The organism is Streptomyces sp. NPDC028305 (genome assembly GCF_055569495.1).
Genome location: NZ_JBVHTN010000005.1, coordinates 790,166 through 807,433 on the forward strand (window position 1 = coordinate 790,166; position 17,268 = coordinate 807,433).

11 protein-coding genes are annotated in these 17,268 nt (G+C 72.9%); 9 read left to right on the forward strand and 2 right to left on the reverse strand.

Annotated elements, in window-relative coordinates; genetic code table 11:
• Window positions 1-23: 23 nt before the first annotated feature.
• Window positions 24-767, forward strand: a complete 744-nt coding sequence (locus tag ACZ4WQ_RS24340; protein ID WP_361189915.1) for an endonuclease V — start codon at window positions 24-26, stop codon at window positions 765-767.
• A gap of 7 nt (window positions 768-774) precedes the next feature.
• Here ACZ4WQ_RS24340 and ACZ4WQ_RS24345 read toward each other — a convergent pair whose 3' ends face one another.
• Window positions 775-1,269, reverse strand: a complete 495-nt coding sequence (locus ACZ4WQ_RS24345; protein ID WP_311725612.1) for a DUF1203 domain-containing protein — start codon at window positions 1,267-1,269, stop codon at window positions 775-777.
• Between the two features lie 187 nt (window positions 1,270-1,456).
• Here ACZ4WQ_RS24345 and ACZ4WQ_RS24350 point away from each other — a divergent pair, with 187 nt between their 5' ends.
• The 5 genes from ACZ4WQ_RS24350 (at window position 1,457) to ACZ4WQ_RS24370 (ending at window position 8,781) form a co-directional block, all read left to right on the forward strand.
• On the forward strand, window positions 1,457-2,395 hold the full coding sequence (locus ACZ4WQ_RS24350) for a dihydrodipicolinate synthase family protein (protein WP_311725613.1): 939 nt from the start codon (window positions 1,457-1,459) through the stop codon (window positions 2,393-2,395).
• A gap of 50 nt (window positions 2,396-2,445) precedes the next feature.
• The gene (locus ACZ4WQ_RS24355; RefSeq protein WP_398374018.1) at window positions 2,446-3,924 is read left to right on the forward strand and encodes a sialate:H+ symport family MFS transporter; all 1,479 of its coding nucleotides are present in this window, start codon (window positions 2,446-2,448) and stop codon (window positions 3,922-3,924) included.
• 180 nt (window positions 3,925-4,104) lie between these two features.
• Window positions 4,105-5,238: a CaiB/BaiF CoA transferase family protein gene (locus ACZ4WQ_RS24360; RefSeq protein ID WP_468022386.1), complete on the forward strand. Its 1,134-nt coding sequence runs from the start codon at window positions 4,105-4,107 to the stop codon at window positions 5,236-5,238.
• Window positions 5,239-5,307: 69 nt separating this feature from the next.
• On the forward strand, window positions 5,308-6,522 hold the full coding sequence (locus ACZ4WQ_RS24365; protein WP_358844687.1) for an acetyl-CoA C-acetyltransferase: 1,215 nt from the start codon (window positions 5,308-5,310) through the stop codon (window positions 6,520-6,522).
• Window positions 6,523-6,597: 75 nt separating this feature from the next.
• The gene (locus tag ACZ4WQ_RS24370; RefSeq protein ID WP_468022387.1) at window positions 6,598-8,781 is read left to right on the forward strand and encodes a 3-hydroxyacyl-CoA dehydrogenase NAD-binding domain-containing protein; all 2,184 of its coding nucleotides are present in this window, start codon (window positions 6,598-6,600) and stop codon (window positions 8,779-8,781) included.
• Here ACZ4WQ_RS24370 and ACZ4WQ_RS24375 read toward each other — a convergent pair.
• A complete protein-coding gene (locus tag ACZ4WQ_RS24375; protein WP_311725618.1) occupies window positions 8,771-9,550 on the reverse strand; it encodes a MerR family transcriptional regulator in 780 nt (259 codons plus the stop codon). The genes ACZ4WQ_RS24370 and ACZ4WQ_RS24375 overlap by 11 nt on opposite strands.
• Window positions 9,551-9,752: 202 nt before the next feature.
• On the opposite strand from ACZ4WQ_RS24375, the gene ACZ4WQ_RS24380 reads away from it, so the two are divergent.
• From ACZ4WQ_RS24380 to ACZ4WQ_RS24390, 3 genes are all read left to right on the forward strand, one after another.
• Window positions 9,753-13,562 carry a glycoside hydrolase family 2 TIM barrel-domain containing protein gene (locus ACZ4WQ_RS24380; protein ID WP_468022388.1) on the forward strand — a complete coding sequence of 1,270 codons (3,810 nt, stop codon included), beginning with the start codon at window positions 9,753-9,755 and terminating at the stop codon, window positions 13,560-13,562.
• A 79-nt stretch (window positions 13,563-13,641) separates the two neighbouring features.
• Window positions 13,642-15,723, forward strand: a complete 2,082-nt coding sequence (locus tag ACZ4WQ_RS24385) for an ATP-binding protein (RefSeq protein WP_468022389.1) — start codon at window positions 13,642-13,644, stop codon at window positions 15,721-15,723.
• Window positions 15,724-15,731: 8 nt separating this feature from the next.
• On the forward strand, window positions 15,732-17,252 hold the full coding sequence (locus ACZ4WQ_RS24390; protein ID WP_358844732.1) for a type 1 periplasmic-binding domain-containing protein: 1,521 nt from the start codon (window positions 15,732-15,734) through the stop codon (window positions 17,250-17,252).
• Window positions 17,253-17,268: the final 16 nt, after the last annotated feature.

Genomic DNA, 17,268 nt, shown 5'->3' on the forward strand with positions numbered 1-17,268 from the left:
AGGCTAGTAGCGTGGGGGACACCATGACCAGCACTTCCGACCCCGCTGCCGCCCCTGGGCCCGCCGCCGAGCCCAGCTACGAACTCCCGCCGGGCTGGCCGACGACGGAGGCCGAGGCGGCCGCTGCCCAGGAGCGGCTGCGCGGCTCCGTCCTGGTGGGCGGGGACCTGCCCGCGCCGGGCGGCGGCGCGGGCACCGTGGTGGGCGTGGACGTCGCGTACGACGACGAGCGGGGCGTGGTCGCGGCGGCCGCCGTCGCGCTGGACCCGCGCGGCCTCGCGGTCGTGGGGGAGGCCACGGCGGTCGGCCGGGTCACCTTCCCGTATGTGCCCGGCCTGCTGGCGTTCCGCGAGATCCCGGCCGTCCTCGACGCGCTGGCCACCCTGGACCGGCTCGGCCACCGCCCCGACGTGGTGGTCTGCGACGGCTACGGCCTCGCCCACCCGCGCCGCTTCGGGCTGGCCAGCCACCTGGGGGTGCTCACCGGGCTGCCCACCATCGGCGTGGCCAAGAACCCCTTCACCTTCCACCACGACGCCCCCGGCCCGCGCCGCGGGCAGTGGTCACCGCTCCTGGACGGGGCGGAGGAGGTCGGCCGCGCGCTGCGCACGCAGGACGGCGTGAAGCCGGTCTTCGTCTCCGTCGGCCATCGGGTGAGCCTCGCGGACGCCTGTGCGTACGCGCTGCACCTGGCCCGCGACTACCGGCTGCCCGAGACCACGCGGCGGGCCGACGCGCTGTGCCGCCGGGCGCTGGCGGGCGCGTAACCGGCGGTCAGCCGGCCGTCCGCCGCGTCTCCACCTGGAAGCAGCCGTACTCGACGGCGCGTACGTGCACCGCGACCACCTCCGGATCGCGGTAGACCTCTCTCAGCCCCTCCTCGATCGTCGTCTCCCCGCCGTTCAGCAGCAGCCCGCCGAGGATGTCGCCTTGGGCGGAGTACGCCCGCAGCACCCGCCGCTCGCCCCGCATGGCGTCCGGGTAGCCGCCGCCCGGCCAGCCGCCGCAGTCCTCGACGTGGATGAAGACCGGGCCCACCTCGCTGTACGGGCCGGGCGTGGCGCCCGTCTCGAGCGCCCAGCGGCGCAGCGGGGCGTACGAGACGAGCGCGATCGTCTCGCCCGGCCGGCTGCGGCCCAGGCAGCAGCGCAGCGGGTTGCCTCCCTCCTCGTCGACCACCATGCGCGGCGGATCGCCCGCGTCGTCGGCGATCCGCAGCTGCTTCAGCACCTCGGGCGCGATGGCCCGGATCTCGTAGTTCTCACTCATGGCGTCCATGCTGGCCGCCGGGGGTGGCGGGTGCTGGCGGGATTCGGACGGCGCGCTGGGGCCGGCGCCGATGCGTACGGGGGCTTGACACGGTGGTGGCGCTCCGTCAGATTCAGCCGCGAACATAGGACGTCCGACGTCCTGAATGACCGAAATATCCGTTCGATTGTCAGAAGGCTGGGTCTCGATGAGTCTGTCGACTCCGCTCACCGGTGTCGTCCCACCCCTGTGCACCCCGCTCACCCCCACCGGCGAGGTCGACACCCGCTCCCTCGCCGCGCTCGCCGAGCGGCTGATCGGCGCCGGGGTGAGCGGCCTGTTCGTCCTCGGATCCAGCGGCGAGGCCGCCTATCTGAGCGACCGTCGGCGGCGCGCCGTCCTGGAGACCGTGACCGAGGCCGCGGCCGGGCGGGTGCCGGTGCTCGCCGGGGTGATCGACATGACCACCGAGCGGGTGCTCGACCACGCCCGTACGGCGGCCGGGGCGGGCGTGGACGGCCTCGTCGCCACCGCTCCCTTCTACACCCGCACCCACCCGGTGGAGATCGCCGACCACTTCCGGCGCATCCGCGGCGGCGCCGGGCTGCCGCTCTTCGCCTACGACATCCCGGCAGCGGTCCACACCAAGCTCACCCCGGCCACCGTCCTCCCGCTCGCGGCCGAGGGCACGCTGGCCGGGCTCAAGGACAGCAGCGGGGACGACGGCGCGCTGCGCCGCCTCCTGGTCGAGGTGCGGCGACGCGGGCTGCACACCGCCTTCTCGGTGCTCACCGGCTCCGAGCTGGCCGTGGACGGCGCCCTGCTGGCGGGGGTGCACGGCGTCGTCCCGGGCCTCGGGAACGTCGACCCACAGGGCTATGTGCGGCTGTACGAGCACGCGCGGGCGGGTCGCTGGGAGCGGGCGGCGGCCGAACAGGACCGGCTGGCCGCCCTCTTCGCCATCACCGACGTCGGCGACCCGGCCGCGATGGGCGGCAGCTCCTCCGCCCTGGGCGCCTTCAAGGCGGCCCTGCACCTGCTGGGCGTCATCGACTGCCCGGCCACCGCCCCTCCCCAGGTGCCGCTGGGCGACGCCGCGGTGAAAAGCGTCCGCCAACTTCTCGAAAACGGAGGGCTCTTGCCGTGACCATAACCCCGCCCTGGTACCGGGAGGTCTCCCGGCGGCAGTGGAAGGCGATGTTCGCCGCCTGGATCGGCTATCTGCTCGACGGCTTCGACTTCGTCCTGATCACGCTGGTCCTGACGGAGATAGCCGACGAGTTCGACCTGAGCGGCGCGTCGGCCGCGAGCCTGGTCTCCGGGGCGTTCATCACCCGCTGGCTGGGCGGCGCCCTGCTCGGCGCGATGGGCGACCGCTACGGGCGCAAACCCGCCATGATCGCCAGCATTCTGCTCTACTCGCTGGGCACGTTCGCCTGCGGCTTCGCATGGGACTACTTCAGCCTCTTCACCGCCCGGCTGCTGATCGGCATGGGGATGGCGGGGGAGTACAGCGCGAGCGCGACCTACGTCCTGGAGAGCTGGCCGACCCGGCTGCGCAACCGCGCCTCCGGCTTTCTGATCTCCGGGTTCGCGGGCGGCTCGATCATCGCCGCCGAGCTTTACAAGTGGGTGGTGCCCCACTGGGGCTGGCGCTGGCTGTTCTGGATCGGGGTGCTGCCGGTGTTCGTGGCGCTGTGGGTGCGGCGCGCGCTCCCGGAGGCCGGGGACTGGAGCGCGGCGGGCGGCGGCGGGGCGGCGGACGGCAAGGGCGCCGGGGGCGGGGCGGTCGGCGGCGGGGCCGGCGGTGGGGCCGCTGGTGGGGCCGCTGGTGGGGCGCGCCCGAACCCGTTCGGGCCGCTGTTCACCGGGCGCGGCCGGGCCTCGCTGAACACGGCGCTGGCCGTGCTCGCGAGCGTCGCGCTGTTCTGCGTCTTCACCCCGGTGGGCAAGGGGCTGGTGTGGCCGCTGGCGCTGCTGGCGGCGGGCTGTCTGTTCGCCTTCGCCGCGCAGCTCGGCGGGCGCCGCCGCTGGGTGCTGTACGTGGCGCTGATGTGCACCGTGTTCTGCGCCTTCCTCTACAGCTGGCCCATCCAGGCGCTGCTGCCCACCTATCTGAAGGAGGAGCTCGACTATTCGCCGAGCGAGGTCACGGACATGATGTTCTACGCCGGGTTCGGGACCATGGCCGGCTGCTGGCTCGCCGGGTTCGTGGGGGACTGGCTGGGCACCCGGCGCGCCTACGCCTGGACCCTCCTGGCCTCGCTCGCCTTCGTCTTCCCGGTGTTCGCGGTGCAGGACAGCCTGGTCGGGCTCGGGGTGCTGCTCTTCTTCCTGCTCGCCCTCAGCCAGGGCATATCCGGGATCCTGCCCAAATACATCGCGAGCCACTTCCCGACCGAGACCCGGGCCGCGTCGCTCGGCTTCGTCTACAACACCGGGGCGCTCGGCGGCGCGGTGGCGCCGGTGCTGGGCGCCCACCTGGCGGAGGGCATGTCCCTCGGACGGGCGCTGGCGGCGCTCACCTTCGGGCTCACCCTGCTGGTGATCGTGCTGGTCGGCGGCAATGTCCCGCAGCGTCTCGCCCGGCTCACCGACCCGGAAGCACCCGATGACCACCTCGTGCCGGAGCGGCCGTTGTCGGCGGCTGCCGCTAGCGTGGAGAAGGCCGGGTGAGGACGGGCAACCACCGAGTCGGCCGACGCCCGCGCCCTGCCCGTCAAATACCCGGCGGACCAGCCTTTTTGAGTTTCCGTCCGGTTATCCACAGGCCCGCCGTGGGGGCTTGTGGAATGCCGGGCGCGTTCTTAGCATCAGCGGTGTTACAGCGGTAGTGTCACACGGTTTGGGGACGGCATGGCGGCGACAGAGCACGGCCCGCTGGCAGGGGTGCGCGTGGTGGAGCTCGCGGGGATCGGGCCGGGCCCGTTCGCCGCGATGGTCCTGGCCGATCTCGGCGCCGACGTCGTCCGCGTCGACCGGCCCGGCGGCCCCGGCGGGCTGAAGATCGACCCGGCGTACGACCTGGCCAACCGCAACAAGCGCTCCGTCCTCCTCGACCTCAAGACCGAGCCGGGCCAGGCGGCCGTGCTCGACCTCGTGGAGCGCGCCGACATCCTCGTCGAAGGGCTCCGCCCGGGCGTCGCCGAGCGCCTGGGCGTGGGCCCCGACGCATGCCTGGCCCGCAACCCCCGCCTGGTCTACGGCCGGATGACCGGCTGGGGCCAGCACGGCCCCCTCGCCGACACCGCCGGCCACGACATCGCCTATATCGCCGTCACCGGCGCGCTCGGCATGATCGGCGCCCCGGACGGCCCGCCCGCCGTCCCCGCCAACCTCCTGGGGGACTACGCGGGCGGCGCGCTCTATCTGGTGATCGGCGTCCTCGCCGCCCTCCAGCACGCCCGCACCTCCGGCGACGGCCAGGTCGTCGACGCCGCGATCGTGGACGGCACCGCCCATCTGACCGCCGTGATCCACGGCATGATGGCGGCGGGCGGGTGGCAGGACCGGCGCGGCGCCAACCTCCTCGACGGCGGCTCCCCCTTCTACGGCACCTACGAGACCGCGGACGGCGGCTATATGGCCGTCGGCGCCCTCGAACCCAAGTTCTACGCCGAGTTCATCGAGCTCCTCGGGATCGCCGAGGAGGCGCCGGGCCGCCGCGAGTTCGACCGCTGGGGCGAGCTGCGCGCCCTCATCGCCGCCCGCTTCAAGCAGCGCACCCGCGAGGAGTGGACGGCCGTCTTCGCCTCGTCCGACGCCTGCGTCGCCCCCGTCCTCTCCCTACGCGAGGCCCCTGGGCATCCGCATCTGGCCGCCCGCGCCACCTTCGTCGACCACGGCGGCATCACCCAGCCCGCCCCCGCCCCGCGGTTCTCCGCCACCCCGGGTTCGGTGCGCCGCCCGCCCGCCCGGCCGGGGGCGGACGCCGCCGAGGTGGCCTGCGACTGGGGCGTGCCGTCCTTCCCGCAGGAGGGCCCGCCGTGAGGCGCCGCGCCGCCGCCGCGCCCGTGCCGTGCCTCCCGCCCCGTCCGAACATCCCGAAAGGCTGCTGACGTGAGCACCGAAGCGTATGTATACGACGCCATCCGCACCCCGCGCGGGCGCGGCAAGGCCGACGGGGCCCTGCACGGCACCAAGCCGGTGGACCTCGTCGTCGGCCTCATCCACGAGCTGCGCCGGCGGCTGCCCGGCCTCGACCCGGCGGCGATCGACGACGTGGTGCTCGGAGTCGTCAGCCCCCTCGGGGACCAGGGCTCCGACATCGCGAAGGTCGCGGCCATCGCGGCCGGGCTCCCCGAGACGGTCGCGGGCGTCCAGGAGAACCGCTTCTGTGCCTCGGGCCTCGAAGCCGTCAATCTGGCGGCGGCGAAGGTCCGCTCGGGCTGGGAGGACCTGGTGCTGGCGGGCGGCGTCGAGTCGATGTCGCGGGTCAAGATGGGCTCCGACGGCGGCGCCTGGTTCGCCGATCCGATGACCAATTACGAGACCGGCTTCATCCCACAGGGCGTCGGCGCGGACCTCATCGCCACCATCGAGGGCTTCTCCCGCCATGACGTCGACTCGTTCGCCTCGCTCTCCCAGGAGCGCGCCGTTCAGGCGTGGAAGGAGGGCCGCTTCGACCGCTCGATCGTCCCGGTCCTCGACCGCGCGGGCCTCACGGTCCTCGACCGCGACGAGCACATCCGCCCCGGGACGACGCCCGACTCCCTGGCCGGGCTGAAGCCGTCCTTCGCCACCATCGGCGCCGCGGGCGGGTTCGACGCCGTGGCGCTCCAGAAGTACCACTGGATCGAGGCCATCGACCACGTCCACCACGCCGGAAACTCCTCCGGGATCGTGGACGGCGCGGCGCTCGTCGCCATCGGCAGCGCCGAGGTCGGCGAGCGCTTCGGCCTCACGCCCCGCGCCCGTATCGTCTCCGCCGCCGTCTCCGGCGCCGACCCGACCATCATGCTGACCGGCCCCGCGCCCGCCACCCGCAAGGCCCTCGCCAAGGCCGGGCTGACGATCGACGACATCGACCTGGTCGAGATCAACGAGGCCTTCGCGGCCGTCGTGCTGCGCTTCGCCCGGGAGATGGGCATCGACATGGACAGGATCAACGTCAACGGCGGGGCGATCGCCATGGGGCATCCGCTCGGCGCCACCGGGGCGATGATCCTGGGCACGCTCGTCGACGAGCTGGAGCGGCGCGGGCAGCGCTACGGGCTGGTCACGCTGTGCGTCGGCGGCGGCATGGGCATCGCGACCGTGGTCGAACGCGTCTAGGACACGGCCTTGGCCGGGCCGCAGCGCCCGGGCCCACCCGCACCGCCTCCACGACTTCCCAGGGAGCCAAGAACCATGAGCACCCCCACCGCCGCGACCGCCATCCGCTGGGAGCGCGGCGACGACGGCATCGTGACCCTTGTGCTGGACGACCCCGCTCAGTCCGCCAACACCATGAACGCCGCGTTCATCGCCTCCCTCACCGCGGTCGCCGACCGCTTGGAGGCCGAGCGGGACTCGATCCGCGGCGTCGTCATCACCTCCGCCAAGAAGACCTTCTTCGCGGGCGGCGACCTCAAGGACATGATCAAGATCGGGCCGGGCGACGCCCAGCGGGCGTACGACACCAGCATGGAGGTCAAGCGCGGCCTGCGCCGCATCGAGACCCTCGGCAGGCCCGTGGTCGCCGCGATCAACGGCGCCGCCCTCGGCGGCGGCTTCGAGATCGCCCTGGCCTGCCACCACCGCGTCGCCCTCGACGCCCCCGGCTCCAGGATCGGCTGTCCCGAGGTCACTCTGGGCCTGCTGCCGGCCGGCGGCGGCGTCGCCCGTACGGTCAGGCTCCTCGGCGTCGCCGACGCGCTGCTGACGGTCCTGCTCGAGGGCCGGCAGTACGCCCCGCGGCGGGCACTGGAGGCGGGCCTGGTGCACGAGGTCGCGGACTCCCCGGAGGACATGCTGGCCAAGGCCCGTGCCTTCATCGACGCGCACCCCGAATCCCAGCAGCCCTGGGACGTCAAGGGCTACAAGATCCCCGGCGGCACCCCCGCGCACCCGAAGTTCGCCGCCGAACTGCCCGCCTACCCCGCCAACCTGAGGAAGCAGTTGGGCGGCGCCCCCTACCCGGCGCCCCGCAACATCCTGGCCGCCGCCGTCGAGGGGGCCCAGGTCGACTTCGAGACCGCGCAGATCATCGAGGCCCGCTACTTCGTGGACCTGGTCACCGGCCAGACCGCCAAGAACATGATCCAGGCGTTCTTCTTCGATCTCCAGGCGGTCAACTCCGGCGCCAGCCGGCCCGACGGCATCGCGCCGCGCCAGGTCCGCAAGGTGGGCGTCCTGGGCGCCGGGATGATGGGCGCGGGCATCGCCTACTCGTGCGCCAGGGCCGGTATCGACGTCGTCCTGAAGGACGTCTCGGCCGAGGCCGCCGCCAAGGGCAAGGCCTATTCCGAGGGGCTGCTCGCCAAGGCCCTCGCCAAGGGCCGTACGACCGAGGTCCAGCGGGACGAACTGCTCGCCCGCATCACCCCCACCGCCGACCCCGGCGATCTCGCCGGCTGTGACGCGGTGATCGAGGCGGTCTTCGAGGACCCGGCGCTCAAGCACAAGGTCTTCCAGGAGATCGAGGACATCGTCGCCCCCGACGCGGTGCTCTGCTCCAACACCTCCACCCTCCCCATCACCCTGCTCGCCGAGGGCGTCCAGCGCCCGGGCGACTTCATCGGGCTGCACTTCTTCTCGCCCGTCGACAAGATGCCGCTGGTGGAGATCATCAAGGGCGAGCGGACCGGCGACGAGGCCCTGGCCCGCGCCTTCGACCTGGTGCGGCAGATCCGCAAGACCCCGATCGTGGTCAACGACTCGCGCGGCTTCTTCACCTCGCGCGTCATCAGCCACTTCATGAACGAGGGTGTGGCGCTGGTGGGAGAAGGCGTCGAGCCCGCGTCCGTCGAGCAGGCCGCCGCCCAGGCCGGCTACCCCGCCAAGGTGCTGGCGCTGATGGACGAGCTGACCCTGACCCTGCCGCGCAAGATCCGCGAGGAGACGCGGCGGGCCGTGGAGGAGGCGGGCGGCACCTGGCGGCCCCACCCCGCCGACGCGGTCATCGACCGGATGGTCGACGAGTTCGGGCGCCCGGGCCGCTCCGGGGGCGCCGGGTTCTACACGTACGACGAGGCGACCGGCCGTCGGGCGGGGCTGTGGCCCGGCCTGCGCGAGCACTTCACCAAGCCGGACGTCGCCGTGCCGTTCGAGGACATGAAGGAGCGGATGCTCTTCTCCGAGGCGCTCGACACGGTCCGGCTCCTGGAGGAGGGCGTGCTGACCTCCGTCGCCGACGCGAACATCGGCTCGATCCTGGGCATCGGCTTCCCCGGCTGGACCGGCGGTGTGCTCCAGTACATCAACGGCTACGAGGGAGGGCTGCCCGGCTTCGTGGCGCGCGCCCGCGAGCTCCAGACCCGGTACGGCGACCGCTTCGCGCCCCCGGAGCTGCTGCTGGACAAGGCGTCGAAGGGCGAGACGTTCACGGACTGACAGGGGCCTCCGGGTCCTCCTGCCCGTACCAGCCGCGCAGCTCGCTCTTCATCGACCGCTGGAAGGCGATCACCAGCGCCTGCACCACCAGCGGCTGCATATGTGCCGACAGCGACTTCTTGGCCCTGACCCGCTCGGCCCCGGACGGGCCGGACCCGCCCTCGTGGTCCGGCCCCCACACCTCGTCGCGGAAGAGCCTGCTCAGCTCGCGCGCCGCGGACCGGGTGTGCTCGAGGACGACCGTATGGGCCGCCAGGATGGTCTCCAGCGCGATCGGCACCTCCAGCAGCCGCATGCCCAGGTGCAGCACGCCGGGGTCGATGCGCAGAACGTCCGGGTCCTCGGTGCGCTCCAGCACGTTCAGCGCGGCCAGCCGGTCGATGTCCTCCTCCGACAGCGGGCGCCCGGCCCGCCGCGCCAGCTGCTCCCGCGTCGCCTCCTCCGGCGCGTCGGGCGCCCAGGAGGCCACCAGCGCGCGGTGGATGGCCAGGTCGTCCGCGCTGAGGCCGGGCGGCAGCTGCCGCAGATAGCGCTCGATGGCGGACAGGGTCATGCCATGGTGCTGGAGCTCCTCGATCAGCGCCAGGCGGGAGAGATGTTCGGGGCCGTAGTGGCCCACGCGGCGCGGGCCGATCACCGGAGGCGGCAGCAGCCCGCGGGTGCCGTAGAAGCGCACCGTGCGGACCGTCACCCCGGCGCGGGCCGCCAACTCGTCGACGGTGAGCGTCGGTTCCTCGGTGTCGGTGGTGGCCGTGTCGGTGGTCGCCATGCGCCGTGCCTCGCTCTCCGCTCTGCCGCACGATCGGCTCATCGGTCGGGTGTTCCAGTATTGCTGTCTCACCATCGGTGTGAAGCCCTCCCTCTGTCGACCCCCGTCCCCCGCCCCTGTTGACGCCGCAGGAGTCACTGCATAGCGTGCGGTGCTGTTCAACTGTGTTGGTTTTCTTCCGAAACTGTGAAGTGGGGTCGGAGTGAGCACTGGGCACAGCAAACACAACAGACGCGGCTTCAGAAGGCTGCTCGGCGCGGTGCTGGCGATGGCCACGGCCGCAGGACTGAGCCTCACCGCGGCGGACACGGCCCTGGGCAGGGCGGCGGACGCGGGCAAGTTCCCGGCCGATGTGCACACCTACCTCGAGGACCCGGAGGTGACCGGCGAGGGGCAGGAGCCGCCGCACACCCTGCTGCGGCCGGACGGTCCGGACCGCGAGAAGTGGGAGCGCAGCCTGGACGGCACCTGGCGGTTCGCGATCGCGGACCGGCCCGAGGACGCGCCGCAGGGCTTCTGGAAGCAGGACTACAGCGCAACAGCCACTTCGGCAACTGCCTGGAGACGCGTCCAGGTCCCGCACACCTGGCAGACCGACGACCTCGACCACCCGCTCTTCCGGAACGTCCAGAGCGAGATGGTCCCCGACGCCCCGCCGAAGGTCCCCCGCGACGTCAACCCCACCGGGGCGTACCTCCGGGACATCCAGGTGCCGGCGAGCTGGGACGGCCGCCGTCAGGTGATCCGGTTCGACGGGGTAACCTCGGGCTGGTTCCTGTGGATCAACGGCCGGTACGTCGGCTACGACCAGGGCGGCTATGTGCCCGCCGAGTTCGATGTGACCGACTATCTGCGCCCGGGCACCAACCGCGTGGCCGTCCAGGTGCACCGCTGGAGCGCCGGTTCGTACCTCGAGGACTACGACCAGTGGCGGTACGCCGGCATCTTCCGCTCCGTCACGCTGTACTCCACGCCCAGGACCCGCATGGAGGACGCGTACCTCACCACCGACCTCGACGACGACTATCGCGACGCCACCCTGCGGGCCGAGGTCGACATCGAGCGAGCCGAAAGCCCCGAAAGCAACGACAGCGGCCCGCACCGGGTCACCGGCGTCCTCTACGACCCCAAGGGCCGCGAGGTGCGGCGGCTGACCGCCGAGGAGAGCGACGGCAGGGCCGAGCTGACCGCGCGCGTCAGCGACCCCGCCAAGTGGTCGGACGAGGCGCCGAACCTCTACCGGCTGGAGCTGACCCTGCGCGACCCGGCCGGGAAGGCGGTGCAGACCGTCGGCCAGAACATCGGATTCCGCGAGGTCGAGGTCAAGGACAAGCAGCTCAAGCTGAACGGCAAGCGCGTCCTGATCCGCGGCGTCAACCGGGCCGAGACCGACCCGGCCACCGGGCGGCACGCCACCCGCGCCCGCATGGAGCAGGACATCCGGCTGATGAAGCGGCTGAACGTCAACGCGATCCGCACCTCCCACTACCCCTCGGACCCCTACCTCTACGAACTCGCCGACCGTGAGGGCATCCTCATCGACGACGAGATGGAGGTGGAGACCCACAGCCACGAGAACTGCCCCAACAACTGCCTGGCCGAGAAGCCCGAGTGGCAGAAGGCGTTCCTCGACCGCCACCAGGGCATGGTCGAGCGCGACAAGAACCACCCCAGCGTCATCATGTGGGACACCGGCAACGAGGCGGGGCTCGGCAAGGCGCACTACACCATGGCGGAGTGGACCCGGCGGCAGGAGCCCACCCGGCCGCTCTACCACCAGTCCAACCGGCCGGACGGCGACGCGCCGTTCGCCGACATCGCCGGACCGCGCTACCCGACCCCGGCCTCCCTGGAGAGCAAGGCCAAGACGTTCACCAAGCCCATCGTGATGGGCGAGTACGCGCACGCCATGGGCAACAGCCTGGGCAACTTCCGGGAGTTCTGGGAGGTCATGCGCGCCTACCCGAATGCCCAGGGCGGCTTCATCTGGGACTGGGCCGAGCAGAACATCCGCCGCCCGCTGATCACCACCCCCGACTCCTCCGGCAACCGCATCGCCGCAAGCCTGTCCGGCCGGCCCGAGGTCGTCCCGGGCAAGCGCGGCAAGGCCCTCCGGCTGTCCGGCCTGGACGACTTCGTGGAGGTCTACCGCGACCCGAAGCTCGACCTCACCGGCACCTCCGTGACCCTCGACGCCCAGGTCGAGCCCGCCGACACCTGGACCGGCGACTTCACGATAGTGAGCAAGGGGGACCAGTACGTCCTGCGGATGAAGGACGAGGACACCCTCGAGTTCACCCTCACCAGCGAAGGCAAACCGCGCACCGTCACCGCCCCCGTCCCCGACGGCTGGACCGGCGCCTGGCACCGCGTCACCGGCACCTACGACGGCAGCAGGCTGACCCTCTACGTGGACGGCGAGCGCCTCGCCGACACCCCCTGGACCGGCCGCATCGACTACACCGGCTTCGACCTCGGCGTCGGCCGCAACACCGACACCATGGAGGACGGCTACGCCGGGCGGACCGCCAAGGGCACCGTCGACCAGGTCCGCGTCTACGGGACGGCGCTCACCGCCGGGCAGCTCGCCGCGGACGAGGACCCCAAGGGCGAGGCGCTGATCGCCCTGGACTTCGACGACTTCACCCGCAAGGGCAGCTACCTTTCCTACGGCCTGTACGAGTCCGGCGTGGACGGGCTGGTCACCGCCGACCGCGCCCCGGAGCCCGAGACCGCCCAGCTCGCCTGGGTGCAGGCGCCCATCCGGATCACCGCCCCCTCCGGCACCGACCCCCGCTCCGGCCAGGTGAAGGTCACCAGCGAGCGCGCCTTCACCGGCACCTCCGACCTCAGACTGCGCTGGACGGTCACCCAGGGCGCGAAGACCGTGGCGAGCGGGGCCCGCGCGCTGGACGTCGGGCCCGGCGAGAGCGCCGACGTCCAGCTGCCCGCCCCGCCCGCCAACCCCGGCGGCTACGAGCGGTATCTCACCGTCCAGGCCGTCACCGCGCGGGACACCGACTGGGCGAAGGCCGGGCACGTCGTGTCGTTCGGCCAGTTCGCGGTCGGCGGCGACAAGGTGCCGGAGCCGGTCGCGCCCGCCACCGCCGCCCGCCCGGCCACCGCCGACGACCGCGGCGAGAGCGTCGAGGTGACCGGCGAGGGCTTCCGCTACACCTTCGGCAAGAAGGACGGCACGCTCACCTCCATGCGCGTCGGGGGCCGCGAGCTGCTGCGCTCCGGCCCCGAACTGGACGCCTGGCGCGCCCCGATCAGCAACGAGCGCTCCGACTGGGGCACCGCCGAGGGCAAGCGGTGGCGGTCCCTCGGGCTCGACCGGCTGCGCACCACCGTGGACGGGGTGGACGTGACCCCCGCGGAGGACGGCACGGTCACCGTGACCGTCCGCTCCACTGCCGCCGCGCCCGATGTGACCGGGGCGTCCTTCGAGCAGACCGTCGACTACCGGGTCGACGGCGCGGGCCAGGTCGGCGTCCGGCACCGGGTCGAGGCGCGCGGTGAGTTCCGCACGCTGTCGTATCTGCCGCGCATCGGCCTGAAACTGCGGGTGCCCGAGCGGTACGACACCTTCCGGTGGTACGGCCGCGGGCCCGTGGAGAACTTCAACGACCGCAAGGACGGCACCCCCATGGGCGTGTGGTCCAGCCCGGTCGAGGACCAGTACGTCGAATACCTCAAGCCCCAGGACCACGGCAACCACGACGATGTGCGCTGGGCCTCGCTCACCGACGGCGGCGGCCGCGGGCTGCTGGTCTCCGGCGACCTGGAGGCCGGAGCCACCGCGTACGACGAGCTCGACCGCGCCGCCTACCCGCACTTCCTCAAGCGCAACCCGGGCTGGAACACCCTGCACGCCGACCACGCGGTCACCGGAGTGGGCGACACCCCGAACCCGGTCCGTGACCAGTACCGGGTCAAGGCCGACGAGCCCTACGACTACACCCTGACCCTGCGCCCGCTCACCGGTAAGGAGGGCATGTCGAACGGGTGAGCTCCTTGTATCCTCGCCCCTTCGGCGCTTTCGTAGACAGACGCGCGAAAACCCGGCGCCGGGGGGACGGGGGAGTGCCATGCGCCGCCAGTGGGCGGGGGAGTCCGAGCGGGACCGGGCCGTGGAGGCCTACGCCGAAGCGCGGCTGAGACGCGAGAGTGACGGAGGGCGCGGGTCCGGCCTCGGCCGGGCCCGCGCCCCCGGCCCGCAGTTCGACGCCACCCTGCTGCTCGGCCCGCGCGGCAGCGGCAAGACCACCCTCCTGCGCCATCTGGAGCGGTGGGCCCAGCGCGCGCCCGTCGCCCGCCTCGACCTGGCCGACCTCGGCCAGAAGGGCGGTAAGCCCATCGACGCGCTGACCGGTCTGGTCTTCCGGCTCAACGCGCGGAAGGCGGACTTCCCCCGGCTGACCTTCCCCTCGTTCGGCCTCCTGGTCATGGCCGTGGCCGCCCAGGTGGACGGGATCGACCGGGACACCGCCGTACGCGACATGGCGGACGCGCTGGCCGGCCCGGACAGCCGCCGCCTGGAGGTGCTGGGCCGGCTGGCGGACGCGGTGGCCGGGATGGTCGGCGCGCCCGGGCTGGCCGGCGCCGCCCTGCCGCTGCTGCCCGAGTGGCAGCGCGGCTGGGGCCGGCTGCGCACCCGCCTGCGGCTCCGGCGGATCCGCAGCACCGCGCCCCAGCAGCCGTACGACACCTTCCTCCTCGAGCTCAACCGGCGCTACGGCGCCGGTGAGGACGACGAGCGCAAGCGGGCCGAGGCGGTGCTCTTCGCGGCCTTCCTGGACGACCTGCGCCGCGCCTATGGGACCCGGAGCGGCGACCGTCGGCGCACCTCGCGCTGTCTGGTGCTGCTCGACAATGTCGACTCCCCTCTCGGCAGCGACTTCCTCGAACTCCTCCTGGAGGCGCGCCGGGAGGCAGACGCCGCGGACCCGCTGGTCGTCATGGCCGCCGCGGGCAGCTATCCGCGGGTCTTCGAGGACCACGCCTGGGGCGGGGCGCCGCAGCCGGGCGCCTACCCGGGCCGCTGGGACGGCGAGGAGTTCCGGCCGGCCCAGGTCGCCAGGGGCCTGTGCGTCGGACAGCTGCGCGATCTGCGCCGCCTCGAGGTGGAGCGCCAGGCGAAGGAGGTGCTGAGCGCGGCCGGGCGCGACTTACGGGCCCCGAGGGCCGACAGCGGCGTCAAATGGCTCGGCTGGGCGGTCTACGAGCTGACGCGGGGCCAGCCCGCCGCCACCGCCGCGGTGCTGGAGGCGCTGCTCGGCCGCGGCGACACCATGGACTGGGAGGAGCGGCTGCGGCGCGTCCTCGACCCCTCCGACGCGCTGGTCGACGGCCTGCTGGACCGGCTGCTGCCGATCGACGCGAGCAGGGAGCTGATCCGGGCGCTCACCCGGGCCGCCGCGTCCGTCGACCTCGCCCACGCGGGCGTCGCCGGACAGCTGTGGGGCGAGGCCAACGCGGCGGCGCAGAAGGAGTTCGACGACTTCTGCGCGGACGCGCTCTGCACGATGCACATCGACACCGGCGACCGGGCCGCCGACGGGCGGACCGAGACCCTGCACCCGTTGCTGCGGCTGTTGCTGCTGCGCAAGCTGGCCGCTCCGGCCCCCGCCTCGCCCGGCGAATCCGGCGCCGACGGCTGGGAGGCGACCCACACCGCGCTGCGCGCCCGCGCCGAGGAGGCGGACAAGCCCGGCCTGGCCGCGTATCACGCCCTCGCCCTGGGCGATCTGCCCGCCGCGGCCGCCTATCTGAACGAGCGCTTCGGCCGGATCGCCGCCGAGGACTGGTGCGCCGAGCTGTGCCGGCTGCGCCGGGCACCGCTGCGCCCGGTGGGCCCCGACGCCCCCCACCGCCAGCCCTGGGAGCGCTACGAGGCGCTGGTCGAATTCCTCAACGAGGGCGAGGTCGAGAGCCGGCTGCGGACCGTCACCCGCCTGCTGGCGGCCAGCTGGATCGGCCCCGAGCCACCGCCCTCGCCCGCCACCGACCGGGTCGGGGACCCCTATCGCGACCCCCTCGGCGATCTGTACGCCGAGCTCTACGGCGAGATCGCCGCCCGCTTCAGGACGCTCACCACCCACACCGAGAGCGTGAGCTGGGACCGGACGCTGCTGGCGAAGGCGGCGCAGTACGAGGGGAAGCCGTGGTGAGCGACAGGATGTACGTGCCACCGAGACCCCCGTCCCGGCGGGGCTTGTGGGCCGCGGTGACGCTGGCTGTCGTCGCCTGCCTCGTCCTGGCGGGTGTGTGGTGGCTCGGGGACGACGGGCCCGAGCGCTGCGCCGAGGGGGTCTGGAAGCGGGGGCCGGGGCAGGAGTGCGTCGGGGTGACCGACGGCTCGTATGTCTTCAGCCCCGAGCTCAAGAAGGTCAGCGAGAAGATCCGCGCCGAGAACCGCAGGGTGGAGGAGTCGGGCGACCCCTGGGTCGCGGTCGCCTACACCGAGCCCATGACGCGGAGAGAGGGCGGCCCCCGCGCGAACGACCGCGGACCGGAGGTGGTCAGGCAGGCCATCGAGGGCGCGTATCTGGCGCAGCGCGAACTCAACGACCCCGACAGCGGCCACGGCCGCACCCCGCAGATCAAGCTGCTGCTCGCCAACAGCGGGCAGGGCGGCGAGCAGTGGAAGCCGCTGGTGGAGCAGCTGACCACGATGTCCGGGGATGAGCGGCTGGTGGGGGTCGCCGGCTTCGGGCAGAGCCTGGAGACCACGAAATCCGCCGTGGACGCCCTGCGTAAGGCGGAGATCCCGATGGTCGGCGCGACGGTCGCGGCCGACCGGCTGTCCGCCGAGAAGCCGGTGTTCTTCCGAGTGTCCTCGCCCAACCGGGACCAGACCGCCATCGCCGCCAAGTATCTGAAGGGCCGCCAGGACGCCGATCCGCGGTTCCGGGTCGAGGTCGTCAAGGACATCAAGCACGACGACTCGTACAACGAGTCCCTCGACCAGGACTTCGACCGGGCGCGGCGCGCCCACGGGCTGAAGCTGGAGACCGCGGAGGGACAGTCCTTTGTCTCTGGCAGCTCCTCGACCGCCACCGCCCTCGCCGCGATCGCCGACACCGTCTGCCGTCCGGAGCGTCCGGTCAAGGCCGTCTACTTCGCCGGGCGCGGACGGGAGCTCAAGCTCTTCCTCCAGGCCCTCACGGCGCCCGGCCGCAGCTGCGAGCTCACCGTGGTCTCCGGCTCCAGCGCGGTCGGCGTCTTCTTCGACCCCCAGGCGAAGGGCTCGCTCGCCGTCGCCGGTGACGTCCTCACCCGGTGGAAGCACAGCGGCATCAAGGTCCTCTACACCGCCTACGCCCACCCCGACGCCACGGCCAAGCTCTACCCCCGCGACGGCAACCCCTTCCGCGCCTTCCGGGACGCCTACCACGACGCCCGCTTCGGCGGCGACCAGGAGCTTCAGAACGGCCAGGCGATGATGGGCCACGACGCGGTGCTCTGCCTGGGCAAGGCGAGCCGGCTGGCCGCCGGACCGCAGGGCGAGGCCGCGGTGGACGCGGCCGGGGTGCGCAACATGCTGCTCCAGGTCGGCAAGCGCTCCGAGCTCCCCGGCCTCAGCGGCCGGATCGCCTTCGACGAGCAGGGGAACCCGAAGCGCAAACCGATGGCCCTGGTGGAGCTGAGCCCCGCCGAGAGCGGCCACTACGTGTACCGCGGCACGGTCTCGCCATAGCCGCCCCGGGGGCGGC

Excerpts from the sequence above, each read along its gene's own strand:
- ACZ4WQ_RS24375 (WP_311725618.1), bottom strand. The coding sequence starts at position 9,550 with ATGGCGACCACCGACACGGCCACCACCGACACCGAGGAACCGACGCTC.
- ACZ4WQ_RS24345 (WP_311725612.1), bottom strand. The coding sequence starts at position 1,269 with ATGAGTGAGAACTACGAGATCCGGGCCATCGCGCCCGAGGTGCTGAAG.
- ACZ4WQ_RS24360 (WP_468022386.1), top strand. The coding sequence starts at position 4,105 with ATGGCGGCGACAGAGCACGGCCCGCTGGCAGGGGTGCGCGTGGTGGAG.
- ACZ4WQ_RS24385 (WP_468022389.1), top strand. The coding sequence starts at position 13,642 with ATGCGCCGCCAGTGGGCGGGGGAGTCCGAGCGGGACCGGGCCGTGGAG.
- ACZ4WQ_RS24355 (WP_398374018.1), top strand. The coding sequence starts at position 2,446 with ATGTTCGCCGCCTGGATCGGCTATCTGCTCGACGGCTTCGACTTCGTC.
- ACZ4WQ_RS24340 (WP_361189915.1), top strand. The coding sequence starts at position 24 with ATGACCAGCACTTCCGACCCCGCTGCCGCCCCTGGGCCCGCCGCCGAG.
- ACZ4WQ_RS24390 (WP_358844732.1), top strand. The coding sequence starts at position 15,732 with ATGTACGTGCCACCGAGACCCCCGTCCCGGCGGGGCTTGTGGGCCGCG.
- ACZ4WQ_RS24350 (WP_311725613.1), top strand. The coding sequence starts at position 1,457 with ATGAGTCTGTCGACTCCGCTCACCGGTGTCGTCCCACCCCTGTGCACC.
- ACZ4WQ_RS24370 (WP_468022387.1), top strand. The coding sequence starts at position 6,598 with ATGAGCACCCCCACCGCCGCGACCGCCATCCGCTGGGAGCGCGGCGAC.